We start from the raw sequence: 25,866 nt of genomic DNA, 5'->3' as shown, positions 1-25,866 counted from the left end.
TCCCTTCAAAATCGGGAGGATAGGTAGAGATTAGCGGACCTGTCGCACCCCCGGCGAGACGATTACCCGGTTGAGCAGCGTGAACCCGGTCTGCACCGCCAGCGCGAGGAGGACGACCAGGACCGCTCCCCCGAACACTTCGGCGTAGTTCTTCGTCGCCAGCCCGTCGATGATGTATCTCCCCAGCCCCCCGAGCCCGACGTAGGCCGCCACCGTCGCCGTCGCCACCACGGTGATGGCCGACAGGCGCAGACCCAGCAGGATCAACGGCAGCGCAACAGGCAGCAACGCCCGGAACAGCACCTGGCTTCCCCGCAGGCCCATCCCGTATGCGGCGTCGCGCAGATCGGGGTCGGCGCCCCGGATGCCCTCATAGGTGTTGACCAGGATCGGCGGGATCGCGAGGGCGATCAGCGGGATCAGCACCGGCCAGAGCGTGCCGACGCCGATGAGCAGCACGACCAGCACGAGCAGGCCCAGCGTGGGCAGCGCGCGGGCGGCGTTGGCCGACACGACGACGATGACCGCGCCCCGGCCGGTGTGCCCGATGAGCAGGCCGAGCGGGATCGCGATGAGCGCGGCGACGGCGAAGGCCAGGAAGGAGTATTCGAGGTGCTGGAGCAGCCGGAGCGGGATGGCGTCGTCGCCCGACCAGTATTCGGCGCTACCGAAGAACTCGATGAGCCAGTTCACGCCCGCCTCCTCGCCCACGGCGTCAGCAGGCGCTGAGCCACGATGATGACCAGGTCGGCGACCAGGGCCAGGGCGACCACCAGCACGATGCCGACCACGATCGGGGTGTAGAACTGCCGCTGCCAGCCGTCGATGAACAGGTAGCCGAGCCCGCCCTGCCCGATGAGCGCGCCCACGCTGACCAGCGAGATGCTCGACACGGCCGCGACCCGCAGCCCGGCCAGCACGACGGGCACCGCGATGGGCAGCTCCACGTGGACCAGCCGCCGGTAGGGCCGGAAGCCCATGGCGACGGCCGACTGGCGCACGTGGTCGGGCACCGACCGCATGCCGTCGACCACGGCCGGGATGAGCACGGCCAGGGAGAACAGGGTCAGCGGGATGATGACGGTCGTCTGGGTCAGGCCGGTGACCGACAACAGGATCGAGAACACGGCCAGCGACGGCAGCGAGTAGACGACGTTCATGACACCGACGGTCGGCTGGTAGAGCCACCGGTAGCGGGCGCAGGCGAGGCCGAGCGGGATCGCGATCAGCAGCCCCGCGACGACCGGCACGAACGCCATCACGATGTGGTTCTCCAGCAGGACCTTCACCGAGGTAGGCCCGCCGTTGTCCCAGTTGCGGGCGATCCAGTCCCAGCGGACGAGCGGCTCATCCACGGGCCGCCCCCACGAGCGCGGCCTGGCCGACCACCCCGAGCACCCGCCCGTCGTCGTCGACGGCCACCGCCAGCCCGTCGGGCGACAGCAGCGCCGCGTCGAGCGCGGCCCGCAGGGAGTCGCGCGCCGGGTTGAAGGTCCCGTGGCCTTCGGCGGTCACGCCCTCGGGCGCCGGGTCGAGCGCCAGTTCCTTCGCCGGCACGAACCCGAGCCGCCGGATGCCCCGGTCGCGGCCGAGGAACTCGCGCACGAAGTCGTCGGCCGGGTCGCTCAGCAGGTCGGCGGGCGCGGCGACCTGGGCCAGTTTCCCGCCCACCCGCAGCACCGCGACGGTGTCGCCGAGCTTGACCGCCTCGTCGATGTCGTGGGTGACGAACACGATCGTCTTGTGCAGCTCGGACTGCAGCCGGAGCAGCTCCTCCTGGAGCGAGGCGCGCACGATCGGGTCGACCGCGCTGAAGGGCTCGTCCATCAGCAACACCGGCGGGTCGGCGGCCAGCGCGCGGGCCACGCCGACACGCTGCTGCTGGCCGCCCGAGAGCTGGAAGGGGTAGCGGCGGGCCATCTTGGGGTCGAGGCCGACGCGTTCGAGCAGTTCCATCGCTCGGTCGCGGGCCTTCTTCCTGTCCCAGCCGAGCAGCAACGGCACCGTGGCGACGTTGTCGACGATGCGGCGGTGGGGGAACAGGCCGGCCTGCTGGATGACGTAGCCGATGCCGCGGCGCAGGGTCGCCGGGTCGACGGCGGTGACGTCCTTGCCGTCGAGGAGGACGCGGCCCTGCGACGGGTCGATCATCCGATTGATCATCCGCAGGGAGGTGGTCTTGCCGCAACCCGAAGGGCCGACGAAAACCGTGATGGCGCCGGTCGGCACCTCCAGCGAGAGGTCGTCCACCGCGACCGTCCCGTCGGCGTAGCGTTTCGTGACGCCGTCAAAAGTGATCACTGGTGACCTCTGTCCACAGGGTGTCGATCTCCGCGGGCCAGCCTACGAGGGCTTTGTGACATTCCGAAATGATCACTGGTCACTGCCCAGAAGAATATGAATCAAAAGCCCACTAATTAGTGCGCTCCAGCCTCGGTGGCGGCATGATTGACGTACGATCCCTCCACTTCAACACCAGGGGTACCGGCCGTGACAACACCGCTCACGGGTCAGCGTTCCAGGAGCGACCTGATCGCCGAGCTCTACGAGCGTCACGCCGCCGGGCTGTTCGCCTACTGCCACGACCAACTAGGTGAGACGGCCTCGGCCGCCGACGCCCTGGTGGCCGTGTTCACGGGCGTCCCGCCGACGGATCCGCCTCGCGCGGCGCTCTTCTCCCTCGCCCGGCGCGAGATCTACCGCCGCGACGTCAGCTACGCGATGCCCGCCGTCGACTCGATCGCCGACCCGGCGACCGCCCTCATCGAACGCGTCTTCCGTGACATCCGGCCGCACCAGCGCGAGGTCCTGCTGCTGTCGGCCCACTGCGGGCTCAGCGCCGCCGAACTCGCCCTGGTCCTCGACGTCGCCGCCGACACCGCGGAAGAGCTGGCCACCAGCGCCCGCCACCGGTTCGGCCAGACCCTCGCCACCGCCGTCGCCGCCGCCCGCACCGCGCCGTTCATCGCGCGCGACGTCGAAGAGGTGTACGACGCCATCGGGGTCGCCCCCCTCGAAGACGTGCTGGCCCGGCTCCCCTGGCGCGAGCCGCCCCACGACGTGCTGCGCCGGCTCCACCAGTCCGCGCTCCCTTTCGACCAGGCCCCGCCGGTCCGCCGGAAGTCCTCCCTGCCGGTCCGTAAACTCTGGCCCACCGCGCCCTCGTGGCCGCTGCCGCTGGCGACCGAGACCGACCCGGCGACGAACACGACGGTCGTCCCGATCGACGACCTGACCAACCCGACGAAGAGGGCCGAACGCCGCCGCCGTCACGAGGCGCTGACCGAGCCGATGCCCCGCCTGCGCGGCTCGATCCTGAAGAACATCGGCAACGGCCCGCCGAAGCGGCGGATGAGCATGCCCGCGCCGCAGGCCGCCCCCGCACCACCCGAGACGGTGGAAGCGGTCGAGGCGGTCGTCGAAGACCAGTTGGCGGCGTTCTCGAAGATGTCGTCGTTCGACGGCTTCACGACCGAGACCGAACACCCCGCGCCGAAGCCCGCCGAGACGGAGCTTCCGCCCTCCGACGCCCCTGCCCCCGAGGCCGCCGGCCCCTCGGCCGACACCTCGGCGGACGTCTCGCGCGACGAGCCCGAGACGCCGGGCGAGACCACGATGCCCGACCTGCTGCCGTCCGACCGGCTGGTGTTCGCCAAGCCGCTCGCCGCGGACGACGACCTGCCGCAGGGCTCCACCACGATCGACCAGCCGGAGGGCGCGCTGGTCAGGGCCGTGCAGACGGGCTCACTGCCCGAGGCGCCGATCGACCTGCCCCCGCTGTTGCCGGCCCGCTCCCACTCGGGGCGGCGGGCGCCGAAGCCGAAGCCCGAACGCCATCACGACTGGGCGTGGGAGCTGATCGGCTTCCTGATCTGCCTGGTGATCGCCCTGGCGGTCTTCTTCTCGATGCCGCTGCTGGTCTGAGGCCTTCGCCTCACCAAGACAGGCGGACGGTGCCCGTCGCGTGGACTCCGTCGGTCGATCGGGCGCAGACCTCGACCGTCACGATCTCGGCCGCGGCGCTCACCACGACGCCGGTGAAGGTGAGGGTGCCGCCCGTGTGGGCGGGGCGGCCGAGCTTCACGTTCATGCCGCGGACGAAGGCGTCCGGGCCGGCCCACGCGGTCACGTAGTTCTCGACCAGGTTCATCGTCGTGAGCATGGTGAGCTGGACGTCGGCGGCCGACAGGATCAGGCGGGGAAGCCGGGTGCCGGTCGGGATCTCCGGGATTCGCATCGGGCCGCTCCACGGGGCGGGGCGGCAGGGGGCCGCGAACGGGGTGCCGCGCCTGGACGTGTTCAGGGTTCGCATCTCACGGCTCCCGGGCTGTCGTCGTCGGGCGGATTCGCGACACGAACCCCCTACGCCGGTCGCCGGCGCGGTTCCGCCGGAGGAGGACGGCACGCCGGGCAGACCGGGTCTGGGCGGAATGTCGCAGGCTTCCGGGCCCGCCGCACCGCTGGGCCCGGAAACTCTCCGCAGATGAACCCTTCCAGACGTGCCGGGTGTCCGGGTTAGCCGGTTGATCCGCCGGTTGGGGTCGGGATTCACCGGGTTGAGGTTTTTCCACTCGCGGGCGGAATTCCGGCATCCTCTCCGGCACGGCGAGGTGCGGTATGTCTTCTTTGCGCCTGGAGGCGCTCCATCCCGCGTGTCAGCGGGGCGCGCGGGGGAGCTGGAGGCCCAGCATGGCGATGAGTTCGCGCTGGACCTCGTTGACGCCGCCGCCGAAGGTCAGCACCAGGCCGCCCTTCACGCCCCGGTCGACACGTTCCATCAGGTCGCGGGTCTCCTCGTCGGCCGGGTCGCCGAAGCGGGCCAGGGTCTCGCCGACGACGCGGCCGACGTCCTGCATGCGTTCGGAGCCGTAGATCTTGGTGGCCGAGGCGTCGGGGGCGCCGAGCCAGCCGAGGTCCATGTTGGCGGCCACCTGCCAGTTGAGCAGTTCGTTGGTCCGGAAGGCGGCGTACACGGAACCCAGCGCCCTTCTGACCGCCGGCTCCTCGATGGCGCCCGAGCGCCGCGCCCACGCCTTGAAGCGGTCGTAGGTGTGGGCGATGTTGCCGGCCGGGCCGAGGGTCACGCGTTCGTGGTTGAGCTGGTCGACGATCAGGTCCCAGCCCTTGCCGACCTCGCCGACGACCATGTCGGCCGGGACGCGGACGTCGCTGTAGTAGGTGCTGTTGGTGTGGTGGCGGCCGTCCATGGTGATGATCGGGGTCCAGGAGTAGCCCGGGTCCCCGGTCGAGACGATCATCATGGTGATGCCGCGGTGTTTCCCGGCGCTCGGGTCGGTGCGGGCGGCGAGCCAGATGTAGTCGGCGAAGTGGGCGCCCGAGGTGAAGATCTTCTGGCCGTTGACGACGTAGTGGTCGCCGTCGCGGACGGCGGTGGTGGTCAGCGAGGCCAGGTCGGTGCCCGCGCCGGGTTCGCTGTAGCCGATGGCGAAGTGGCATTCGCCCGCCAGGATGCGCGGGAGGAAGAACGCCTTCTGCTCGGGGGTGCCGTACTGCATGAGGGTGGGGCCGACCGTCTGCAACGTGATGATCGGGTAGGGCACCTCGGCGCGGGCGATCTCGTTGGCGAAGATCTGCTGCTCCAGGGGGCCGTAGCCCCGGCCGCCGAACTCTTCCGGCCAGCCCATGCCGAGCATGCCGTCGCGGCCGAGCCTGCGGCAGTGCTCCATGTAGGCGGCGCCGAACGGGTCGGCGGCGATGTCGGCGCGCTGCCCGGCGGTCAGGCAGGTGGCGAAGTAGCCGCGCAGTTCGTCGCGCAGCGCACGTTGCGCGTCGGTCAGTTCGACGAACATTCGAGGTCCCCGATCAGGTCGAGTTGCGCCTCGGCGCCGCCGAGGACGTGCGCGGCGTGCTTGCCCCAGGCGAAGTAGCGGTGCAGCGGATAGGTGACGTCGAGGCCGAGGCCGCCGTGCAGGTGCTGGCAGGTGTAGAGGGCCCGCAGCGCGGAGTCGGCGGTGTGCAGCGCCGCCACGGCCAGGTCGCGGTCGGCGTCGAGCCCCGCCGCGAGCCGGAACACCCCCGACCAGACGGCGACGTCGAGGGCCCTGGCGGCGACGTAGACGTCCGCGATCTGCATGGTGACGGCCTGGAACTCGGCCAGCGCGCGGCCGAACTGGCGGCGGGTCCTGACGTGGTCGGTGGTGATCTTGAGCGCCTGGGCCAGCACTCCGGAGGCGGTGGCGGCAACCGCGGCGCGTACCAGCAGGCGGAGCTCGTGGGCCGCCCCCGCGATCAGCTCTCCCGGGGCGTCGTCGAGGGTGACCACGCCGGCCGGTTCCCCGGTCGCGGTCGGGGTCTTCTGTACGCCCATCGCCTCCGGACCGACCACGTACACGTCGTCGCGCGCCGCCACCAGGACACCCGCGGCCTGCGCGGCGTAGGGGACGCCGGTCACCCGCCCGGTGAGCCGACCGTTCGCCACGGTGACCTGCCCGCCGACGCCGTAGGTGTAGGGCGCGCCGCCCTCCGCGACGGGAGCGAGCCGGGCCTGCCGGCCCGGCGTACCGTGGCGACCGACGGTCAGCCCCGTGACCAGCGCGGGCAGCAGCGGCACGGGCGCGACGTGCGCCCCGACCTCCCGCAGCAGCACCGCCATCTCGATCGGCCCGAGCCCCGCGCCGCCCGACTCCTCGGGCAGGCAGGCCCCGGTCAGCCCCGCGCGGGCCATCGTGGCCCACAGGCGGGCGTCGTAGGGTTCGCCGGTCTTCTCGTGGGCCTCCGGGTCGGCCTCCTTGTCGAGGAGCCCGGCCGCGAGGGTGCGCAACTCCCGTTGCGGCTCGTCGAGATCGAAATCCACCAACCGAAGTTAGAACGGATTCTAGTAAGTGTCCACAACCCCGTGACTGGTGAGTAACCATCCGGTACGGGACCTGGTCAGATAACGTGTTCTGCTATGGAAGCGGTCCAGGACCTCCCGCCCGGCACGGCTCCGGGCCTGCGCACCAAGAGCCAGCTCCAGCGGCGCAGGCGCATCCTCCAGGCCGCCGCGGCCCTGGCCTCCCGGGGCGGGGTCGAGGCGATGCAGATGCGCACGGTCGCCGAACGCGCCGGAGTGGCCCTGGGCACCCTCTACCGCTACTTCCCCTCGAAGATGGACCTCGTGGTCGCCGTCGTCGGCGAGGAACTCGACATGCTGGAGTCGAGCATCGCCCGCCGCCCGCCCGCCGCCGCCACCCCCGACGGGCGGGCCGTCGACGTGCTGATGCGGGCGACGCGCGGCCTGATGCGCGAGCCCGAACTCGCCGACGCGCTGATCAGGGCGCTGATCCTGGCCGACGTCGAGTTGCCCTTCGGCGACCGGATGGCGGGGTTGCTGCTCCGGGTGGCGGGCCTGTCCGACGGCCGCGCGACCGAGGAGCAGGGTGTCCTGGCGGCCTCGCTCGGCGCGGTGTGGGTGCAGGAACTCCTGGAGATGCTGCGCGGCCGGCGGACCTACGAGGACATCCAGCGCCGCATCGAGATCGCCGCCTCCCGGCTCCTGGCCGAGTTCCCGGCTTCACGGGCGGAATAGAACGCGTTACAGTTTCGGCATGGGGACGCCGGTGATCGTCGAGGCCGTCCGGTCGCCGATCGGGAAACGCGACGGCCGGCTGGCCGGGGTCAAGCCGCAGGCGCTGCTCGCCGCGACCCTGAGCGGCCTCGTCGAGAAGGCGGGCATCGACCCCATGGCCGTCGAGCAGGTCTTCGCCGGCTGCGTCACCCAGGCCGGTGAACAGGGCGGACACGTCGGACGGCACGCGTGGCTCTACGCCGGGCTGCCCTACCAGACCGGCGTCACCACGCTCGACGCGCAGTGCGGTTCGTCGCAGCAGGCCGTGCACGTGGTGGCGGCGCTGATCCAGGCCGGCGTGATCGACGTCGGCATCGCGTGCGGCGTCGAGTCGATGAGCCGTCAGCCGCTCGGCTCGAACGTGCTGCCCGCCGACCCCCGCCCCGACGACTGGTCGATCGACCTGCCCGACCAGTTCACCGCCGCCGAACGCATCGCCGCCCGGCGCGGCCTGTCCCGCGCCGACCTCGACGCGTTCGGCGCCCGATCCCAGCAGCGCGCGGCCGAAGCGTGGGCCGAGGGACGCTTCGACCGCGAGATCGTGCCGGTCGCCGAGGTGACCCGGGACCAGGGCCTGCGGGAGACGACGGCCGAGGGCCTGGCCCGGCTGAAGCCCGTCATGGGCGAGGGCGGCCTGCACACCGCCGGGACGTCGTCGCAGATCTCCGACGGCGCGGCCGCGGTCCTGCTGATGAGCGAGACGGCCGCCGCCCGGCACGGCCTGCGCCCCCGGGCACGGATCCTCGCGCAGGCACTGGTGGGCGCGGAGCCCTACTTCCACCTGGACGGCCCCGTGGACGCCACCACGCGGGTGCTGGACCGGGCGGGCATGGTTATGTCAGATGTCGACCTTTATGAGGTCAACGAGGCTTTCGCGGCCATCGTCCTGTCGTGGGCGTCGGTCCACAAACCCGACTTCTCCCGCTTGAACGTCAACGGCGGCGCCATCGCCCTGGGGCACCCGGTCGGCGCGACCGGGAGCAGGCTCATCACCACGGCCCTGCACGAGCTCGAACGGGCCGGTGGGTCGACGGCGCTGGTGACCATGTGCGCGGGCGGCGCCCTCGCGACCGCGACCATCCTCGAACGCGCGTGACCTGTTCCGGGAATTCACCGTCCGGGACCAAGGTGAACGGCTCCGCACTCGGGATTCCCCCCGCAGCGCCACCGCCCGGGAGCACGCGTCGCCAGGGTCTTGTGCTCGCCCGCGTCGAACAGCCGCAGATTGCGCGCTGCGAAATCCGGCGGTCGCGTCCGCGCGCGGCGGCGAGGCCCGATGCGGCCTGCCGTCGGGTTTCCGCTGTGACGTGGGGCGATGGCCTGGAAGGGGAGGGCGAGACGTGGTGGTCATGTCGGTTTGGGACCATGGTCGCGGTAACAAGCGCTTGATGGGGGCCGGATGAGTGAGCGGGATGTGCGGACGCGGCGTGCCTACTCGGCCCAGAAGGTCACCGATCTCGGTGACGGGGTGTGGAGTGTGCCGGTGCCGATACCGGGCAATCCGCTCGGCTACACCCTCGTCTACGCCGTCGAGTCGCCCACCGGGCCGGTCCTGATCGACGCCGGGTGGAACCACCCCGAGGCGTTCCAGGCGCTCGAAAGCGGGCTGGGCCAGGCGGGCATCGCGCTCGCCGACGTGCGCGGCGTCGTCGTCACGCACTACCACCCCGACCACGCCGGGCTCGCCGGGCAGGTCAGGGAGGCCTCCGGCGGGTGGATCGCGATGCACGAGGCCGACGCCGAGATGGTCCGCATGTTCCACGACATGGCCGCCGCCGACGACCGGCCCCGGATGCAGGCCGACATGCTGCGCCGGGCGGGCGCCTCGCCCGAGGAGCTCGCCGCCGCGATCATGGACGCCCCCACGCCCCCCGCGATCCCGGACGTGCACCTGGCCGACGGCGCGCTCGTCGACCTGCCGGGGCGGCGGCTGCGGACCGTCTGGACCCCCGGGCACTCCCCCGGCCACATCTGTCTCCATCTCGAAGACGGTGATCGGGTGTTCACCGGTGACCACGTGCTGCCGGGCATCACTCCCCATATCGGGATGTATCCCTACGATCGCACCGACATCGACCCACTCGGTGAGTTCCTGGCCTCCCTCGGCAAGATCGCCGCGTTCGGCCCGCTGGAGGCCCTTCCCGCCCACGAGTGGACGTTCGCCGACGTCGCCGCCCGCGCCGGGGAGATCGCCGAGCACCACGAGGAGAAGCTGACCAAGCTGCTGGCCTCGATGGCCGAGGCCGACCGGCCGCTGACGATCTGGACCGCCGCGTCGCTCATGACCTGGAACCGGCGCTGGGAGGACCTGGCCCCGATGCTGCGCGGCATGGCCGCCGGCGAGGCCGCGGCGCACCTGCGGACACTGGAGGTGCGCGGATTGGTCAGGCGCACGGGAGGTGATCCGGTCACGTTCGTCGTACACTCCTAGACATCGGATGTCTGAGGGTGGGTGCGAGGCGTGGCGGTAACCGATACGGCGATAGACCGGATCAAGGACATGATCCTCAACGGAGAGCTGGCGCCGGGAGCCCGGCTCCCCAAAGAGGCCGACCTCGCCGAACGGCTCGGGCTCTCCCGGAACTCCCTGCGTGAGGCGGTGCGCGCGCTCGCGCTGATCAACGTGCTCGACGTGCGCCAGGGCGACGGCACCTACGTCACCAGCCTCGAACCCCGCCTCCTCCTCGACGCCCTCTCGTTCGTGGTCGACTTCCACCGCGACGACACCGTTCTGCAGTTCTTCGAGGTCCGCCGCATCCTCGAACCCGCCGCCACCGCCAAGGCCGCCGTCAACATGACCGACGCCGGCATCGAGGAACTCCGCAAGATCCTCGACTCCCTCCCCGAGAACCCCACGGTCGAACAGCTCGTCGCCAACGACCTGGAGTTCCACCAGCGCATCGCCGAGGGCTCCGGCAACGCCGTCCTCTGCTCCCTGATCGAGAGCCTGTCGGGCCCGACGACGAGGGCCCGCATCTGGCGCGGCCTGACCCAGTCGAACGCCCCGAGCAAGACCCTCGACCAGCACTACGCCATCTACGGCGCGATAGCGGCCCGCCAGCCCGAGGTGGCCCACTCGTGGGCGACGGTCCACATCGCCGACGTGGAGTCGTGGCTCAGACAGGCCCTCTAGCCCTCACGTCTTCGCAGACGGCAGTTGGGGGCGCACCGCGCCCTGGAAACGTTTCATCCAGACCGGCGCCGCCAGGACCTCGACGCGTTTGACGACGTCGCCCGTCCGGGGGGCGTGGATCATGTCGCCGTCGCCGGCGTAGAGACCGACGTGGGACGGGTCGGTCTTCGTCGCGCCGAAGAACAGCAGGTCGCCGGGGAGCAGATCCTTGGTCTGCACGGGTTTGCCCTGTTTGATCTGGGTGCCGGTGTAGTGCCCGAGGGTCACCCCGGCCTTGGCCCAGGCCGCGAGGGTCAGACCCGAGCAGTCGAAGCCGACCCGGTTCGCCCCCTTGCCGATGCCCCGGCTCGGGCCCTCGGCGTTGCCGCCGCCCCACACGTAGGGGATGCCGAGCCACTTGGTCGCGGCCCGCAACGCGACCGCTCCCGGGGTGGCGTCGCGGGTCGTGGTGTTCTCGTCCTCGGGCTTGCGCGGCTCGCGGTCCTTCCGCTTCTTCCGGGGCTCGGCCTCGACTCCGGGCGGCTCCTCCGACCTGCCCCGGGGCCTGCGGTCATCGGACTTCGGTTTCCGGTCGGCGCCGGCACTCCCGGGCCGCGAGCCGCCTTCGGACGCGGCGCCTTCCTGCGAAGCACCGTCGAGGGTGACGACACCGTCCTGACCTGGACGCGCGCCCCCGTCGAGGGCGGCCCCACCGTCTTGAAGCGGACGCGCACCCCCGTCCACAACAGCACCGCCGTCTTGGCGCGGGCGCGCGCCTCCCTCCGCAATAACACCGCCGTCCTGAAGCGGGCGCGTGCCTCCCCCCGCGGCGGTCCCGGCCTCTTGCGGCGACCCCGCACCCCTGTCCCCGACCGGCTCGTTCTCCCCGAGCGGTCGGGCTCGCCCGTCCGGAACGGGCCAGCCGTCCTGGAGTGGACGTGCGCCCCAGCCCGGAGCCACGCCGCCCGCCAGCGCGCCGGCCCAGGCGCCGAAGCCCGGGCGTAGGTCCCGGTCGGACGGGCCGAAGACGCCGCCCATGGTCTCTTCGGGGTCGTCGAAGTCGTCCCATGCCTCGGCCCATGGCCCGTCGGCCGCCCACGGGTCGAAGCCGCCCCACTCCGGTGGGGGCCATGTGTGGCCCCAGCGTTCGGCGAGTTCGGCCAGGTCGATCAGCTCGTCCAGCTCGTCGGGGTCGTCGGAGAGCCCGGTCGGCGTGTGGTGGACGTACCGGAAGGAGGCCGGTGACGGGCACGGCCGGGCCTCCGCACCCGGGTGGGGGGTGCAGAGGATGGCGGTGAGGAGCGTTGTGAGCATACGGAACTCCTGGGTCGGGAAAGACGGGGCGACCCAAGAGTCCGGGGGGTTACGCTGAGCGCGCGTCCTTGAACGCCGTTCTGTGGAAAACCAACGTTCGCCCCTGGCTAGGGGGTTGACCTGCGATTTTGTCGCTATGCGACCCGTAGATCAGGCCTTTGGCCCGTAGTTGGCCCGTCAGTCACGTTTTGCCTGTTCACAGCCCCCCCGGTGGTAGTTTCCGCAGTTAGAGCCGCTTCGATCTGGGCATTCACCACGTCCTCACTGTGATCTACCCAGTGGGCGTAGGTGGATAGCAACACGCGAATGGAGTGCCCGAGCCGTCGCGCGATCTCAGCGACGGGAACGCGGGCCATGAGGAGCGTGCTCGCGTGAGCGTGCCGCAGGTCATAGGGCCTTTGGGCGAGCCGGGAATCGTACTCCTCTGCGGTCAGCGCCGCCTTACGTGCGCGACGCCAGATGTTGCCGTACGCCTGCTGCGGAATGCGACCGTACTCGGGTCCGTCGTAGAAGATCCTCCCGTCGGGAGCAGGGCTGAATTCGGCCAGGTGCTCCCGGAGGATCTCCACCAGCTCCGGCGGGATGGGGACGATGCGGACGGACTTCTTTGACCGATGCTTCAGGCCGCGCACGTCGTGAACGGCCCCGTCATCGGTCCAAAGCGTTCCCACGTCGGGGCTCGATCCTGTGAGCGTGAGTTTGCCCCAGCCGGTTTTCGGAAGCTGGCAGTTGATCACGCGGAGGTTGGTCGCCTCACCCGGCCTGAGGCCGGCGAAGAACATCAGCGAGAAGAAGGCGTAGAGGTGCCGCCCACGCTCTCCCGCTGCGGTTTTGCGCAGGCTCCTCACCCCTCGTAACAGCCGTCGGCCTTGTTCCATGGTCGGGACGACGAGCGGCGACACAGCGTCATCGTTGAACGAGCGCCGTCGACTACGGATACCCGGCAACGGGTTGATGTTGATCAACTTGCGTTCCACCGCGTAGTCCAGAGCCCTGTACAGGATCCCCCGCCGCACTCGCATGGACGTGGCGCTGATGGCCCCGCCATCGGTCTTACGCCCCAGCGCCGCCAGCACCGACCGCAGGTGGTCATCCTCAGCCAGGCAGGCGACCGGCCGACTGTTCGCGCTCAGCCATTCCAGCGCCACCGAGATCTCTTCGGGCTGGTCCGCACCACGGGCAGTCGGGCGAAAGGCCCAGTCACGTAGGGCAGTACGCAGCGACCTCTCCGTAGGCCGGGTCCGCCGCGCTTTGGTCGAGGTCTCCACCATGGCGAGCGTGATCGCGACGAGGGACATGGCCAACTGCTTGCGCGTGTTGGCCGCCGCCCCCTCCCATTCGCGAGCCGCCAACGCCGTCGCGTGGTCGAACCAGGTTGCTTGCTTGCGGCCCCACGAGACCGGTTCGCCTGTGGCCACATCCCACGCTTCGCCCACGACGCTTGTCGCAGCGATGAGCTTCGCCTGATGGGTCTGCGCCAGGACCTTTGTCAGGAACGAACGGGAGTGTTCCTGTGTGCCGACTCGCCAGCGCAGCTCATACGGCTTTTTCCTTCCCTCACGTTTCCGGATTTTCCAGAACTGAATGTCGAGCGACGTTTCCATTTTCCACCACCTCCACCTAGTCGAGCTTTTGTCCCTCTAGCCATTTTACCCAGTCGTTGCGGTTTATACGCCTTTCTCCATTGGGCAGACGATAGGACTTCGGACCCTTTCCGGAAGCCAACCACCGATAGAAAGTGCTTCGGGGAACCCGCAGGATGCGGCGACAGTCGGCTATGGTGAGAAAGTCATCACTAGCGTGATCGTTGGCCATTCACACCCCCCCACACTCGACGAGGGGGCCGGAACCGTCCAGTCGGAGCCGACAAGGAAGAAATTCCGCCCGAGTGCCTTTACCTCATTTTCCCGGCGGGATATCCACCGAGCCGCCAGGAGCATTTCAGGCCGTTCCGTCGCCCGCTTATCGAGAATTACATAATGGAGTCGATTGAGTGATCTCTGTAATTCATTTCGGGCATCCGCGCCCTTCTCGCCGACGCCAGCCGCCGGCCACGCTCCCGCCGACGAGACCGCACGTCCCCCAGCAAGATCAACTAGTGGGATGGGACTCTGTTCGCCGCCGCCGCGACCCGCCCACCCACCCCCGCCGCCGTGATCGCTTGCCACCGACCACGTGACACCCACGCCGACGCCCCAAGAGCGAATGAAGCCTTCGGCACGATCTATCAGGGGCAGGCGCCGCTTCCCCGCGCCTCCACCCACCGACGCGCAACGACCAGACCGGAACGGGCAACCTCTCTCACCCATCGGTACACAGCGAGCACCCGAGGAGCCCAAGTTCGTCTTCGCGGCCGGTCTTGCCTGCTCCGGCTCCCTCCGTAGTGGGCGTTCAGCGCCCATCAGGCATCCCGCCCTGTGTCCGGGCCGGGTGCCTTCCCCACGTCATCAGGCCCGCCATCGGGTGGACCTTCCCGCGCCGCCCGAGCCGCCTGACGGACAGCCACCAGCCGCAACAGCCGCACGGCCACCGGCTCCAGCGCAGGGTCGGACGCACTCAGACGACGCCATACGTAACGGCCCGGCTCCCGCGCCTCTTCTTCCGGGTCCAGCCCGGCCGCCGCCAGCGCCCACGCCCGCCGATCCGCCTTGTGACCTGCCAGGGTCTTCCCGGACCACTTGCGCGACACCAATACCCGGCGACCGCCGTAGCCCATCCGATCGGGACTGTGCGCCTTCTTCCTGCACCATCCCGGGCGCAATCCCGACTTCGCCTTACGCGGTTGAACCCCGTACCGCAGCCAGTTCGCACACTCTGGACTACACGGCTCCCACCGCAGCGCCTCCGCCAACCGCGCCACATGCGCCGCCCGACCCGACGAACCCGCATCGTCCGCCTTCAGGACCGCATCCCAGGACAGGCTCTTGGTCAGATATTTCGTCAGGTACCTGACCCGCTGATCCGCATCCGAGGTACCAGCCAGCACGCCTTGCATGTCCATCTGCGAGCCGAACCGCGCCACATGCAACGGCTCCCCGTGCCCGCCGTCCGCCGAGCCGCCATCATCCAGGGCGTCCAACGCCTCATCCCAGGACGCCAGCACCTCCCCCGTGCCCGGATGCACGTAGCCGTGACCCTCCGACCAGACCGGTTCGGCATCCCCTTCACCGAACACCACCCGATCGACCGAAGGCCACCACACCTGGTGATAGGTCGCCTCCACCACCTGACGCACCACCGACCGGGGCAACGTCCCCCGAATGGCCATATGCAGGTGAGGAGTCAGACGCCGTTGCGGCTCCACCGCCGCGAAGTACTGCACATCCCAGCCCGCCACCCGGCGGAGGTTCTGCACGAACCTGTCGACGAGCTTGCCGAAGTGCAGCGCATCCCGAGCCGCCCGCCTGTAGTCGTACCTGTCCGGATCGACCGGCACACCGTTCGACACCCGGCCGTAGGAGGGCAGGGTCAAAGTCAGGAACATGCTCGGACGGAACCCCTTACCGTCCCGCCCCTCATAGACCCGCCCTAACGTTCCGGACACCTGCTGACGTCGGGGGAGGTTCGCCGCGTCATCCCGCCGCCGCGTCGACCGCGAACGCCGATCCGGCCCCACCTCAGCCGAGGCCCCGTCGTCGCCCGCGTCCTCCTGGTCGGCCACGTCCGCCGTCGCTCGGCTCACCGGCACCAACGCGCCGATCTCGGTATCCAGGTCTGCTAGAGCCAGATCGAAATCGGTAGTGTCCTCACCGGACGCCTCAGCGTCATCACGCCAGCCTTGAGCCTGCTCCCGAAGGTCATGCAAGTAGCTCCGATACTCGCCTCGCGTGTACTCGACCAGCGGCTCAGACTCCATGTGCCAGCCCTCACGGCACTGCGCCATCCGCACCTGACGAGCCCGCTTCGCACACGGAGGACACCAGCTCTCCCGCCACGAACCACACGGCAGATCCACCGTGTCCACCACACCCGTCACCGTGTCTTGACGACGCATCGGGATAGGACGGATACACACCCCGTTCGCCACCGCCAGTTGTTCGGCAACCTCACGGGACACCAGCCCCGAGGCCTTCACCGCAGCCATACTGACCAGGCCCGACCCCAGGCCTGATCCCAGGTCCGACGCGGGGGCGCTGACGCCGGCAGACTCCCTGCCGGTCGCCCTACGGGTGCCAACGGCATCCGCCGGCCTCAGCTCACCGGACGCCCCTGAACCGCCCGCCGTACCATCCGAGGTCACCACGAGCGACCCCCGAACCAGGCCGCCATCTGCCGAATATCGGCATCCGACACGTACGCGGCGCGCATCCGAACCGGATCTGTGCTGTTCTCCAGCCGCACATACGCCTCACCCGCACCCACCGAAGGGTCATCCGGATCACGCGGAATCTGATCCGCCACCGCGCCCCGATCCCGAGCACCGTCGCCCAGAACCATGTCGACCTGACCCGGCTCATCCAGCCGAAGCGCCACCTTGTCCGGGAACAGGTTCCGGATGTTCAGAACCTCCTTGCGCGGGTCCTGAAGCGCCGCCACGACCGCGATACCGACCGCGCGCCCCTGTGTGGTGAGCGTGGCCAGCGCCGCCGAGATCCGCAGACGTAACGCCTTGTCCGGCTGGTAAGCGGTCAGGAACGCCACCTCATCAACGACCACCAGGACGAACGGGTCGTCCAAGGTCGGGACGTGGTTGCGGCGTACTCCCGCGTACCGGTGTGCCCGCTCCTGCATGAGTGCCACGGCCTGTTCCAGCAGGTCCGCGCACTGCTCAGGAGTTCCCGCGTACTGGTCGAACAGTTCACGGCCGAAGCTCAGTTCCATGAGCTTGGGGTCCAGGCCCCACACCTGCGCGATGCCCGCCGCGCAGGCCGGAAGCAGGCCCCTGATGATGGACCACAGCCACGACCCCTTACCCGAACCGGTCGCCCCAGCGATCAGCACATGGGTCCCGTGAACCTGGAGACGGAACACCAAGCCGTCCTCGGATAACCCGATCTCCACCGGACCCACCCACGGCCGAGCCGGAATCGGCATCGCCGGAATCACCCGCGCCAACACATCGGCGCGCGGAACGGTCAGCGTCACCCAGCCGGGTTTCGGGGAGGTGATCCGCACCCGCGCAGCGCCGAAGCCATGCGCCAGGTTCGGCGCATGGTCGGTGAACTGCTCGACCGCCTGACCGGCGAGCATCCGCACCCGGACGACATCGCAGCGGGCATCGCAGCGCACCCGCACCAGGTCGGGGAGATACAGCCGCCCGCCGAAGTTCCCGGCGAGACCGGACATGACCATCACGGATTGCCACTTGCGCCGGTAGACCCACACCCACCGCCACCAGGCGACCAGCGGCCAGCCGACCCACCGGCCGAAGGCGTGAGGGTAGGCCCAGGCGACCAGGCCTGCGATGGCCGACAGATCGGCCGCCATGAACGCGACCAGTTGCCATGCGCCGAACGACCACAGCCAGCCCGTGACGATCGGGACCGCGCAGGCGACCGGATGACGCCAGAACATGCGGACCGAACCGGCCAGCAGCCGCCACAGCCACACGAAAACGGTGACGATCACGGGCGTGCGGACGACGGTCGGAGCGAACACGACCGTGGTGTCAGGACGGGTAGAGACGACGCCGACGATTTCCTGACCAGGGAGCTTACGGAAGATCATGGGACACCCCCATTCAGACCATGAGGACCCCGCACCCCACACCGCAGCCCGCGCCTAGCAGCGAGAGCCGCTCACACCAGCGGTGCCAAAACCCGAGGACCGGCCAGCGCCACCAAGCACCGGCCAGCCCTCAGGCGTCGAATCGGGGGAACAGGGCAAAACGCAGGCCCCTTGCGGGCATGCCGGACCACACGGGGGAGGTTCCAAGCTCCAACGGGCAGCCCGGCATGCCGGGGCAGGTCCCCGACCGCTGACGGGTCACGGGGACTCAGGCGTGTTGAATGATCGGCGGCTACAGCGCCGCAGCAGGCACCGGCTCTACCGGCCCTGAATCATGACCCTCAGGTCCTCAGCAGGATCATCCCCTGCTGGTCTCTTGCGAGCGGGATACCGCCAAAGGGCGGAACCCGCGAGCCCGGAACGAATACGCCAGGCGATTGTTCGCCGAGTTCACATACGGAGTCACCGCAAGATCCACGAACTCGACCGGAACGAACGGCAAGCCGAGACTTGCCATGGCGGGTGGCACCGGAGGCATCTCCGGAGCGACCGCCGCCACGATCTTCACGCTCACCGTCTTATCCGCCGCACGGACATCCGGACTCACATTGGTCACCGCGACCGACCACACCAGCTCACCGGTGACCTTGTCGCGCTGCTGGACGGGACGATCCTTGGTACTCGCATCGAAATCGAGTACCGGGGTGACCTCTCCGGAGAGAAAGGCACCGCTGGGAAACACGAACGCGTGGTGCACGGGGATGGGGCCCCTAATCAATTTGGCATCAGCCTCCTCGATAGCTGGTCCCCGCCCGAGCCGGATTACCGTCCTTGACAAGTGATCTGACTCGGCGGGCTTGTGACCAGTAAACGGCCCGAGAAGGGCGACGGATCCCGCCATAACCGGACGGCATCAATCAGGTATTCCCAAATCAGGAATCCGCTGTTATTATCCCGCCCACGTCGAACGGCCCCGCGTGCGAGGAGCGCACGGAGGCGAGCTGAACAGCGCATATGACACGTATGACATTGGTGATCAACCCTCCTCTTCTGTCTCTCGCAGTTCTGTCTCTGGCAGGACCCACATCGTTCGGACCGGTCACGCGTACCTCATCCGGCAACGACACGGAACAAGTCAACGCGCTCCAGCCCCCATGGTGCATCCCGCACGCCCAGCGCCGCCAGCTCCGGGACGCCCGTCACAACCACACGGCATGATTACCATAAAGACAGCCATACTCACCGTTCCGGGCGAACGAACTAAAGCCCTACGATCCTGCGCATGCCCCGCACTGCGTCTGCCCGGTATCGCGAGTACGCACGACGCCTAAGCCTCATTCTTCCGGCGACCGTATTCTTCTGCGCACTCTTCTGGATCATGGGACCGGGTGCACGCTGGATTCTCGACCTGGACCGCGTTGGCACCCTGGAACCCAAAGACCTCGCCACCGCCGTCGACGCCGTACGCGGACGAGCCCTCGCCATCGCCACCGGCATCATCGCGCTCATAGCGGTCTACTACACCGCCCGCAACGCACAGACAGCCCGAAACGCACTCGCGCTCACCGAGCAAGGCCAAGTTACCGACCGATACACCAAAGCCATCCAACAACTCGGAGACGAGAAACTCGACATCCGACTCGGCGGCATCTACGCCCTAGAACGCATCGCCCACGACTCCCAGCGCGACCACAGCACCGTCCAAGAAGTCCTCACCGCCTTCATCCGCATCCACTCCCAAGAGCGCACCCCCGCTAACTCCCACCAAGACGAGGACACCCCCGCCGACTCGCAAGAGGACGAGGACACCCCCACGGATGAAGCCCCGTCGCACAAGAAGCCACCACCCGACATCCAAGCCGCACTCACCGTCATCACGCGATCCAACATGACCGGCGCAGACCTAACCGGCGCCTACTTAGCAGGCGCGAACTTGGCAGGCGCAAACCTGACCGGCGCGGATCTGACCGGCGCCCACTTAGCAGGCGCGAATCTGGCCGGCGCGAACCTTAACGGCGCGATTTTGATCTACGCCCACTTGGCAAACGCGGTCCTGACCGGCGCATCCCTGAAACGCGCGAACCTAGCCCGAGCCCACCTGACCGATGCGGACCTGAACGACGCATTCTTGAACGGTGCCCACATGGCCAGTGCCGACCTGACCGACGCGCAAATGTTCAGCGCGGACCTGACCGAGGCGAGACTGTTCAGCGCGGACCTGACCAGAGCCACCCTGGTAGGCGCGAAATTGAACGGAGCATTCCTGAACCGCGCGAAACTGAACGGCGCGTACCTGAACGGCGCGTACATAGCAGGTCAGTACCAGGCAGGCACGGACCTGACCGGCGCGAACCTGACCGGCGCGGACTTCACCGACGCGAACCTGACCGATGCGAACCTAACCGGCGCGGATCTCACCGACGCGGACCTGACCCACGCGAACCTCCAGAACGTGCGAGGAAGGACCCCTGACCAGATCCTCGACGCAACAACACGGAGTGATGCCACGAGATCGTAGACATTACCGCCAGGCCCTAATCGATCTTGGACGCCTCCGCGCCACTGCCGAATTGTTCTTATAGATGTCAAGGCGCGGCCTGACGGCCGCGCGGGCGGCAGAACGCCGCCCTCCCCTCGCCGGGCATGCGGCCTCCGGCCGGTCCCGGCGAGGAGCGGCAAGCCGCCCACTCGTCCAGGCCACCAACACATGATCCAAAGCCATACTGACCCCATGGACTACGACGCCCGCAGAGCCGACCTACCCGGCCATGTGATCAGAATCGTCCACCTTCAGGAACTCCACGTCTTCGATCCCGAACGACTCATCGCGGCAGCCAGGGAAGCAGGATGGCGGCCGATACCCACAAGACCGGGCCGAACCAAGAAGGAGGACCCCACAGAAGATCTCCAAGGGGCCGCCTCCTATCTCGCCTACCTGCGCCCCCCGATCCCCGGCACGGAACCCCTCGCCCAGCAACAGAGCGCATGGCTACTGCGCGAGGCGGACGAGGTGATCGACTGGAGCGAACACCCCATCACGGCCGAGTTCGCAAACGGCCGACTCCTTCAAGGAGACAACTCCGGCCGCCCCACACCACAACGGTCAGAGCGCTCGGACACATGATCAACACACGGCGCGGCGCACCCTTCCGCGGCTACACGGAGCGTTGCATTTGGCTACGTAGCGCGTTCATGGGCTGCGGGAAAGATCGCGGGAGTACAGGCGTCCGATGCCTTCAAGACGCCTGCACCCTCCGTGAACCCACTGCCGAACGCCAGACCTAGCACCCGGCAGGGAAGCCATCGAATCGGGCGCGAGGGGCATACGGAACGTTCCGGACTGTACGGGATGTACGGGGCCGCGAGAGGTTGCCGAACACCTCAGGTCCCCGGCCAGACCCGTCACACCTCAGGCAGCCGTTCCGGGACCCGGTTCCCGCACCCTTCCCCGTGCTGCCACAACACCGCCAACGCCACTGACCGCCCATCGGGCGTCAGCCGACACAAGACCCGACAAATACGCGCCTTCTCCATGCGACAGGTCTCCGCCAGCCCGTACCCGTCCACAGCCGCCAACGAATCCGACATGACCGCCCGCACCACACGCAACGTCGCAGGCGACACCTGCCGCAATCTCCTCACCGTCACGAGTTCCTCGTTGATCATCGCTATGGCCCCGCCGTCTCATACACGGCCAGCAGCTCCAACGTCGCCCGCCGACCCTCAGTGGTCAGCCGGTACAGGCGACGACGCCGACCAGGAGGCCGATCCCGCTCACTGACGAGCCACCCTCTATCCGTCAGCCGCTTCAAGAGCGGATAGACGTTATCTCCCCCATCCCAGACAGCTTCGAGAACCGACCCGTACACCGGCCCACGAGCCGATTCCAGCTCCCGCAGCACACGCAACGTCGCCGCCGACACGTTACGGAAACCCTCCACACCCACAGCTATCTCCAAGATCATCAGGGCGGCCCGCGACAGCGCCGGCCGAACTCGCTCAACGCTCGCCCTTACGGGGTGACCTGCGGTCATTCCGCCGGCCCTGCCACTCCCAGCAAGGTCAAGGCCCGTACCACCATCACCAGATACACCGCCTCACCTCTTCCACTCCGACTCCTCCTCTTCCTTCAACCGCACGGCCAAGTCCGCCAACGTGTTGCCACACCGGACGTTGGACAGCCCGCGATCCAACGCCTCTTGCCGAACGAGCTGACGACGCACCGCCGTCCACCCCTCAACGTCGCTGCCGGTGATGTCCCACCGCCGCCCGTACCTCTCCGCCAGCTCCGAAAGCCTCACCGCACCACCGCCTGCCACGACGGGAGAACCGACGACTCATCCCGTGATCCACACAGAAACGAAGGCGGGGCAGGGAGCGCACCGGACGCGCTACGACCCACCCCGCCCCCTCGCCACCAGACCAGCACCATCCACGCGTACGGGGGACACACGCGAACAGCCCGCTCACCCCCTCAGGTCACCGCACCAGCACCCGAGGAGAGAGACCACCGGCCCAGCAGCCGCCTCAGCCCGCCCTCATTCCTCACCGCCGTACATCTGGTCACGAACGTCCTCGACCTCTTCCAGGAACCGATCCCACTCCGGCGACCAGCACAGCGCCGTCAACGACGTCGGCCCATACCCCGGAACCAACTGCGCCGCCTCATACCTGTCCGAGGCCACAGCGATCGGGCCATGAATCGCCCCCACGAAGTACAGCCCGGTCCGGGCGCTGTACTTCGCCCACGCGCCCGGCCGCCTGTCCGACGACCGGCAGATCTCGATCATCCCCGGCTCTTCGTAGAACAGCTCATAGATCCCGCGATCGTCGAGCAGCATCGACAGGCCCTCAATCCCCGTCTCCGCCGCCTCCACGGCTTTCCGCTCCCACACCCACAAGGTGCGTTCCCACAGGCGAAACGCCGCCTCCCGCAGATCCCACGACCGGCGACGCAGCCCGGTAAGCGCCCTACTCGGCGACATCGCTCACCCCGCCTTCCGACGAGGTACCGGCCAGAAGCCCCGCGACACCAGAGCCGCCCGCGATCCTGGCCGCCGCCCGTCCGGCACCCATCACCGGCAGCACCCGTGCGGCATCCGAACCCGGCCCCATCAAGAGCTGGACCATGTACGCCCCGCTACGCGGCCCCATGTAGACCCGGGCCACCTCTCGCCGATCCCGGGTGAGTACCAGCAGGCCCGGAGTCGCAGCCCGCGCGGCAGCCGTCTCGGACATGTCCGGGATGAAGACCGTGGAGAAGGATCTCGCAATGAGCAGCCGTTCCAGCGCCCGCAAGTCCGCCGCATCATCCGGCCCGCCCGCAAGCGTGATCTCTCCCCGCCCGCTCACAGCTCCGCCCCGATGGTGGCGTAGACGACTTTGCCGCCGGTACGCGGACGCCGGTAACCCCACAGGCCCCCGGACAGCATGTGCACCAGGAACAGGCCCCGCCCGCTCTCGGAGTTGTCGTCTACCTCCACCAGCCTGGGAGGTTCGGGCGAGCAGTCCCACACCTCTGTGACCACCCGGTCGAACATCGGGTACACGCTCAGACCGACCACCGGCACCGGCGATCCGCCCCACATCTCCAGGCTCGCGCAACGCGCCGCCGTCGCCTTGACCGCGTTGGACACCAGCTCACTGGCAACGAGCTGCGCCGTGTCCAGCAGGTCAGGCCGCCCGTACATCGCCATCCGAACCTGAACGTACGCCCGCGCCGACGACACCGACTCCGGCAACGCCCGCAAGCGGTAGAACCGCCGTGTCACAGCCCCGAGGGACCCCGCCGCCCCGAACGTCTCCCCATTCTCCGGTCCGATACCGGGTAAGAAGATGTCTTCTAGACCATCTCGCTGAACCTGTCTCGTAGCCCTATCGTGTGCCATGGATCAGGAAGACCCTCCTGGTCAAGGGTTCGGCTGGTCGCTCGCAACGCCAGCCGGACCCGCTACTTGTCGGCGTCCACCAGGCCATGAGACCGGGGGCGCTTCCTCGCATTTCTGGCGACGAGGACATTCCGCCGCTTCCTTCAGATCTGCCAGCAAGCATGTCTAGACTCGGAAGCGAGTTTCTATATGCGACTTGTTCGCAGCTGTTCGCACCCGTGTTCGCGCCTATGCGAACGCATCACCGACCCGAGATCAGGAGACCCCGACTTGGAGACATTCGGTGCGGCATTACAGCGCATACGCGGAAAGATCCCGCTCCGTAGACTCGCGACTCTCGCCAATGTCTCCTACGGCCATATCGCGGATCTTCAATCAGGGCGGCGTGCGCCCAGTGCACAAGTAGCGGCATCACTCGACAAGGCGTTGAATGCCGGAGGGCGGTTAGTCGCCCTGCAAAAGGCGTCCGAGAAAGGCGAGCTCCAGGCGGTACGGGATAATGATCTCTTCAGTCGAGATCTCCATGCCGAGATATCGGCGGGCCAGGACATCACATCTTTCGCCGCGTGGATTGAGCAAACGAACGTCGGTAGCTCAACCATCTCGATGCTCGAACATACGGCGAACCTATTCGCGGAAGAACACACGAAAGTTCCGCCTGCCCAACTCCTGAGAGACGTCAACGGCCTGAACATGAAGATTCAGCGCCTACTCACGACGGGAAAGCAGCGCCCGAGGGAAGTCCGCGAACTACTGAGAATCGAAGCTCAAGTTCTTGCGCAATCATGCATTCTATTGGGCGATCTCCATGACAACCGCTCCGCAATCGTCCACGGAATCACCGCCACCTTATGTGCCGAAGAGGCCGGGATAAGCGTCGCGGCGAGTTTGAGCGCCCAGGCTAAAACCGAAAGGTGGCGTGGCAACTATCTCGCGTCCGCCGATATCGCCCGGCGCGGATACGAGTGCAGCCCGGCTACGCCTCTGCGAATCCTGTTGGCATGCCAGGAGGCGAACGCAGCCGGAATCGTCGGCGATGCCGAACGGGCTCGCGATGCGTTGCAGCGGGCGGACGACGCAGCCGAGAGGATCGACCAGGACTCCGGTCTATATCCCTGGTCGTGCCCCCGACCGCGCCAAGCTCTGTTCGAACTGGCCGTCGCCCTCCAGTTGGGCGAAGCCAGATCGGCGATCAAGGCAGCCTCGAAAGCCGAGGAGGCATGGGCGTCGGGAGCGCCCTTCGCCCGGCCGACATGGGCACAGATCCGCCTCGGAGCGGCGAACGCTTTCGTGATGATGGGCGACCTGGCCGCAGCGGCAGAACAGATCACCCCCGTCATGGAGATGGAACCCGAGATGCGTATGGCGACCGTCACCAACTATCTAGTTGAGTTGAGAGAGCGCCTGAAGGACCGCCAGTATCAGAACTCGGAAATCGCGACAACGCTCACAAGGCAGATCGAGGACTTCAACTCCCGCGCCTTGTCCGCTTAGGAGAGAACAAGATGAGCCCTATGCCGGAGAACATGGTCAACCGCTGGGAGCGCCGGAAAACCTATACGGCCGGCAAAGGGCAGTTGTATTGGCACATGCTCCTGAGCGGAAATACTCAGATCGACAGGCTCACCAGTGAAGCTCATCGACGTATCTCAGGAATCTCCGGACTCGATCTGACGCCGCATAAATATGTGCACCTGACCCTGCTCTTCTGTGGTCCGGCAGATGAGTTCACCGTGGAACAGACCCAGGTCATGGCGTCCAACGCCACCAGCGCTTTTGCGTCGATGACACCGATCACTTTGGCGTTCGAGCGAGTTCTGTATCACCCTGAAGCAATTGCCATCGAAGCGCATCCTGCGAGCCGGCTTGAACCCCTCATTACAGCTCTTCAAGAGGTGACATTCTCCGCCTCCGGAAAGCGTGGTGTTCTGGCGCAGCCCTGGATTCCTCATGTAACGGTCGCATACAGCGCGGCAGACATGCCGGCAGCCCCCATTATCGAGGCTCTGGGGAAAAGCCTTCCAGAGGCCATTGTGACTGTAGGAAACGTCAGCCTCGTCTTCCAAGAGGGATCGGAAGATGCGTGGAACTGGCATGAGCTCGCTCATATCCGGCTAGGGCCGTAGGCATCGGACGGCTCTGCACCCGCCGCCCGATTGTCCGGGTCAGCCGGGTTCCGTCAAGGGCGGCTGTACCCGTAGGACAACCAGCGCGCGAGGAAGGTCACCGGGCAAGGGAGCACGCGAAGCCGTCCTTGACTGACCGCCGCCTGATAGTCCCGGAGAGGGCAGCCAGCGGGGGCGGCGCCGGAGTGGCAC

26 protein-coding genes are annotated in these 25,866 nt (G+C 68.1%); 9 read left to right on the top strand and 17 right to left on the bottom strand.

All coding sequences use genetic code 11. The features are described from left to right. Nucleotides 1–30: 30 nt before the first annotated feature. Genes AW273_RS17735 through AW273_RS17725 form a run of 3 tightly spaced genes read right to left on the bottom strand, consistent with a single transcriptional unit; the run spans nt 31 to nt 2,301 of the window. The gene (locus tag AW273_RS17735; protein ID WP_083949859.1) at nt 31–693 is read right to left on the bottom strand and encodes an ABC transporter permease; all 663 of its coding nucleotides are present in this window, start codon (nt 691–693) and stop codon (nt 31–33) included. After that, nucleotides 690–1,355, bottom strand: a complete 666-nt coding sequence (locus tag AW273_RS17730; RefSeq protein WP_062349439.1) for an ABC transporter permease — start codon at nt 1,353–1,355, stop codon at nt 690–692. The genes AW273_RS17735 and AW273_RS17730 overlap by 4 nt, the downstream gene beginning before the upstream one ends. After that, the gene (locus AW273_RS17725; protein WP_062349438.1) at nt 1,348–2,301 is read right to left on the bottom strand and encodes an ABC transporter ATP-binding protein; all 954 of its coding nucleotides are present in this window, start codon (nt 2,299–2,301) and stop codon (nt 1,348–1,350) included. Before AW273_RS17725 ends, AW273_RS17730 begins: the two co-directional genes overlap by 8 nt. Before the next feature lie 189 nt (nt 2,302–2,490). On the opposite strand from AW273_RS17725, the gene AW273_RS17720 reads away from it, so the two are divergent. Further along, the gene (locus AW273_RS17720) at nt 2,491–3,924 is read left to right on the top strand and encodes an RNA polymerase sigma factor (RefSeq protein WP_062349437.1); all 1,434 of its coding nucleotides are present in this window, start codon (nt 2,491–2,493) and stop codon (nt 3,922–3,924) included. A 10-nt stretch (nt 3,925–3,934) separates the two neighbouring features. Here the strand turns inward: AW273_RS17720 and AW273_RS17715 are convergent, their stop codons facing one another. From AW273_RS17715 to AW273_RS17705, 3 genes are all read right to left on the bottom strand, one after another. Further along, a complete protein-coding gene (locus AW273_RS17715; protein ID WP_157555883.1) occupies nt 3,935–4,312 on the bottom strand; it encodes a hotdog family protein in 378 nt (125 codons plus the stop codon). Between the two features lie 343 nt (nt 4,313–4,655). Next, nucleotides 4,656–5,810, bottom strand: a complete 1,155-nt coding sequence (locus tag AW273_RS17710) for an acyl-CoA dehydrogenase family protein (protein WP_062349435.1) — start codon at nt 5,808–5,810, stop codon at nt 4,656–4,658. Then, nucleotides 5,795–6,814 (bottom strand): acyl-CoA dehydrogenase family protein, encoded by a 1,020-nt coding sequence (locus AW273_RS17705; RefSeq protein ID WP_062349434.1) that lies wholly within the window; start codon nt 6,812–6,814, stop codon nt 5,795–5,797. The genes AW273_RS17710 and AW273_RS17705 overlap by 16 nt, the downstream gene beginning before the upstream one ends. 96 nt (nt 6,815–6,910) lie before the next feature. Here AW273_RS17705 and AW273_RS17700 point away from each other — a divergent pair, with 96 nt between their 5' ends. The 4 genes from AW273_RS17700 to AW273_RS17685 all read left to right on the top strand — a co-directional run bounded on the left by AW273_RS17700 (nt 6,911) and on the right by AW273_RS17685 (nt 10,700). Continuing rightward, complete coding sequence (locus AW273_RS17700; RefSeq protein ID WP_062349433.1) at nt 6,911–7,528, top strand: TetR family transcriptional regulator; 618 nt, start codon at nt 6,911–6,913, stop codon at nt 7,526–7,528. Nucleotides 7,529–7,547: 19 nt separating this feature from the next. Continuing rightward, nucleotides 7,548–8,663, top strand: coding sequence for a steroid 3-ketoacyl-CoA thiolase (locus AW273_RS17695; RefSeq protein ID WP_062349432.1), 1,116 nt, complete (start codon nt 7,548–7,550; stop codon nt 8,661–8,663). A 303-nt stretch (nt 8,664–8,966) separates the two neighbouring features. Continuing rightward, nucleotides 8,967–9,998: an MBL fold metallo-hydrolase gene (locus AW273_RS17690; RefSeq protein WP_062349431.1), complete on the top strand. Its 1,032-nt coding sequence runs from the start codon at nt 8,967–8,969 to the stop codon at nt 9,996–9,998. A 30-nt stretch (nt 9,999–10,028) separates the two neighbouring features. Beyond that, complete coding sequence (locus tag AW273_RS17685; RefSeq protein WP_062349430.1) at nt 10,029–10,700, top strand: FadR/GntR family transcriptional regulator; 672 nt, start codon at nt 10,029–10,031, stop codon at nt 10,698–10,700. Between the two features lie 3 nt (nt 10,701–10,703). Here AW273_RS17685 and AW273_RS17680 read toward each other — a convergent pair whose 3' ends face one another. From AW273_RS17680 to AW273_RS17660, 6 genes are all read right to left on the bottom strand, one after another. Next, complete coding sequence (locus tag AW273_RS17680) at nt 10,704–11,993, bottom strand: C40 family peptidase (protein ID WP_062349429.1); 1,290 nt, start codon at nt 11,991–11,993, stop codon at nt 10,704–10,706. Nucleotides 11,994–12,127: 134 nt separating this feature from the next. Further along, complete coding sequence (locus AW273_RS17675) at nt 12,128–13,597, bottom strand: tyrosine-type recombinase/integrase (RefSeq protein ID WP_062349428.1); 1,470 nt, start codon at nt 13,595–13,597, stop codon at nt 12,128–12,130. Between the two features lie 16 nt (nt 13,598–13,613). Continuing rightward, on the bottom strand, nt 13,614–13,808 hold the full coding sequence (locus AW273_RS36345) for a helix-turn-helix transcriptional regulator (RefSeq protein ID WP_083949840.1): 195 nt from the start codon (nt 13,806–13,808) through the stop codon (nt 13,614–13,616). A gap of 586 nt (nt 13,809–14,394) precedes the next feature. Next, nucleotides 14,395–16,077 (bottom strand): replication initiator, encoded by a 1,683-nt coding sequence (locus AW273_RS17670; RefSeq protein ID WP_232327476.1) that lies wholly within the window; start codon nt 16,075–16,077, stop codon nt 14,395–14,397. 152 nt (nt 16,078–16,229) lie between these two features. After that, a complete protein-coding gene (locus tag AW273_RS17665) occupies nt 16,230–17,660 on the bottom strand; it encodes an FtsK/SpoIIIE domain-containing protein (RefSeq protein ID WP_232327475.1) in 1,431 nt (476 codons plus the stop codon). 358 nt (nt 17,661–18,018) lie between these two features. Next, nucleotides 18,019–18,417, bottom strand: coding sequence for a plasmid replication, integration and excision activator (locus tag AW273_RS17660; RefSeq protein WP_232327474.1), 399 nt, complete (start codon nt 18,415–18,417; stop codon nt 18,019–18,021). A 525-nt stretch (nt 18,418–18,942) separates the two neighbouring features. Here AW273_RS17660 and AW273_RS17655 point away from each other — a divergent pair. Together AW273_RS17655 and AW273_RS37270 are read left to right on the top strand one after the other, a co-directional pair. Further along, a complete protein-coding gene (locus tag AW273_RS17655) occupies nt 18,943–20,178 on the top strand; it encodes a pentapeptide repeat-containing protein (RefSeq protein ID WP_062349425.1) in 1,236 nt (411 codons plus the stop codon). A 213-nt stretch (nt 20,179–20,391) separates the two neighbouring features. Beyond that, nucleotides 20,392–20,784 (top strand): hypothetical protein, encoded by a 393-nt coding sequence (locus AW273_RS37270; protein WP_157555881.1) that lies wholly within the window; start codon nt 20,392–20,394, stop codon nt 20,782–20,784. A gap of 544 nt (nt 20,785–21,328) precedes the next feature. Here the strand turns inward: AW273_RS37270 and AW273_RS36340 are convergent. From AW273_RS36340 to AW273_RS17630, 5 genes are all read right to left on the bottom strand, one after another. Beyond that, nucleotides 21,329–21,625 (bottom strand): helix-turn-helix transcriptional regulator, encoded by a 297-nt coding sequence (locus AW273_RS36340; RefSeq protein ID WP_157555907.1) that lies wholly within the window; start codon nt 21,623–21,625, stop codon nt 21,329–21,331. A 132-nt stretch (nt 21,626–21,757) separates the two neighbouring features. Next, nucleotides 21,758–21,961 (bottom strand): hypothetical protein, encoded by a 204-nt coding sequence (locus AW273_RS17645; protein ID WP_062349423.1) that lies wholly within the window; start codon nt 21,959–21,961, stop codon nt 21,758–21,760. A 237-nt stretch (nt 21,962–22,198) separates the two neighbouring features. Continuing rightward, a complete protein-coding gene (locus AW273_RS17640) occupies nt 22,199–22,537 on the bottom strand; it encodes a hypothetical protein (protein WP_157555879.1) in 339 nt (112 codons plus the stop codon). A gap of 94 nt (nt 22,538–22,631) precedes the next feature. Then, complete coding sequence (locus AW273_RS17635; protein ID WP_062349421.1) at nt 22,632–23,012, bottom strand: hypothetical protein; 381 nt, start codon at nt 23,010–23,012, stop codon at nt 22,632–22,634. Next, on the bottom strand, nt 23,009–23,431 hold the full coding sequence (locus AW273_RS17630; protein WP_062349420.1) for an ATP-binding protein: 423 nt from the start codon (nt 23,429–23,431) through the stop codon (nt 23,009–23,011). Before AW273_RS17630 ends, AW273_RS17635 begins: the two co-directional genes overlap by 4 nt. Before the next feature lie 387 nt (nt 23,432–23,818). On the opposite strand from AW273_RS17630, the gene AW273_RS37265 reads away from it, so the two are divergent. Further along, nucleotides 23,819–25,042: a hypothetical protein gene (locus AW273_RS37265; protein ID WP_157555877.1), complete on the top strand. Its 1,224-nt coding sequence runs from the start codon at nt 23,819–23,821 to the stop codon at nt 25,040–25,042. A 20-nt stretch (nt 25,043–25,062) separates the two neighbouring features. Continuing rightward, on the top strand, nt 25,063–25,674 hold the full coding sequence (locus AW273_RS36335) for a 2'-5' RNA ligase family protein (RefSeq protein WP_198168207.1): 612 nt from the start codon (nt 25,063–25,065) through the stop codon (nt 25,672–25,674). The last annotated feature ends 192 nt before the right edge of the window (nt 25,675–25,866 follow it).

It is taken from the genome of Herbidospora yilanensis, assembly GCF_001570565.1.
GTDB classification, from domain to species: domain Bacteria; phylum Actinomycetota; class Actinomycetes; order Streptosporangiales; family Streptosporangiaceae; genus Herbidospora; species Herbidospora yilanensis.
This window is presented reverse-complemented; position numbering and strand designations above follow the sequence as displayed.

Bases quoted from the DNA above. Each gene is read 5' to 3' on its own strand.
- AW273_RS17655 (WP_062349425.1), top strand. From the start codon at position 18,943: ATGCCCCGCACTGCGTCTGCCCGGTATCGCGAGTACGCACGACGCCTA.
- AW273_RS36335 (WP_198168207.1), top strand. From the start codon at position 25,063: ATGCCGGAGAACATGGTCAACCGCTGGGAGCGCCGGAAAACCTATACG.
- AW273_RS17670 (WP_232327476.1), bottom strand. From the start codon at position 16,077: ATGGCTGCGGTGAAGGCCTCGGGGCTGGTGTCCCGTGAGGTTGCCGAA.
- AW273_RS17680 (WP_062349429.1), bottom strand. From the start codon at position 11,993: ATGCTCACAACGCTCCTCACCGCCATCCTCTGCACCCCCCACCCGGGT.
- AW273_RS37270 (WP_157555881.1), top strand. From the start codon at position 20,392: ATGGACTACGACGCCCGCAGAGCCGACCTACCCGGCCATGTGATCAGA.
- AW273_RS17665 (WP_232327475.1), bottom strand. From the start codon at position 17,660: ATGATCTTCCGTAAGCTCCCTGGTCAGGAAATCGTCGGCGTCGTCTCT.
- AW273_RS17715 (WP_157555883.1), bottom strand. From the start codon at position 4,312: ATGCGAACCCTGAACACGTCCAGGCGCGGCACCCCGTTCGCGGCCCCC.
- AW273_RS36340 (WP_157555907.1), bottom strand. From the start codon at position 21,625: ATGATCTTGGAGATAGCTGTGGGTGTGGAGGGTTTCCGTAACGTGTCG.
- AW273_RS17690 (WP_062349431.1), top strand. From the start codon at position 8,967: ATGAGTGAGCGGGATGTGCGGACGCGGCGTGCCTACTCGGCCCAGAAG.
- AW273_RS36345 (WP_083949840.1), bottom strand. From the start codon at position 13,808: ATGGCCAACGATCACGCTAGTGATGACTTTCTCACCATAGCCGACTGT.
- AW273_RS17700 (WP_062349433.1), top strand. From the start codon at position 6,911: ATGGAAGCGGTCCAGGACCTCCCGCCCGGCACGGCTCCGGGCCTGCGC.
- AW273_RS17710 (WP_062349435.1), bottom strand. From the start codon at position 5,810: ATGTTCGTCGAACTGACCGACGCGCAACGTGCGCTGCGCGACGAACTG.
- AW273_RS17675 (WP_062349428.1), bottom strand. From the start codon at position 13,597: ATGGAAACGTCGCTCGACATTCAGTTCTGGAAAATCCGGAAACGTGAG.
- AW273_RS17695 (WP_062349432.1), top strand. From the start codon at position 7,548: ATGGGGACGCCGGTGATCGTCGAGGCCGTCCGGTCGCCGATCGGGAAA.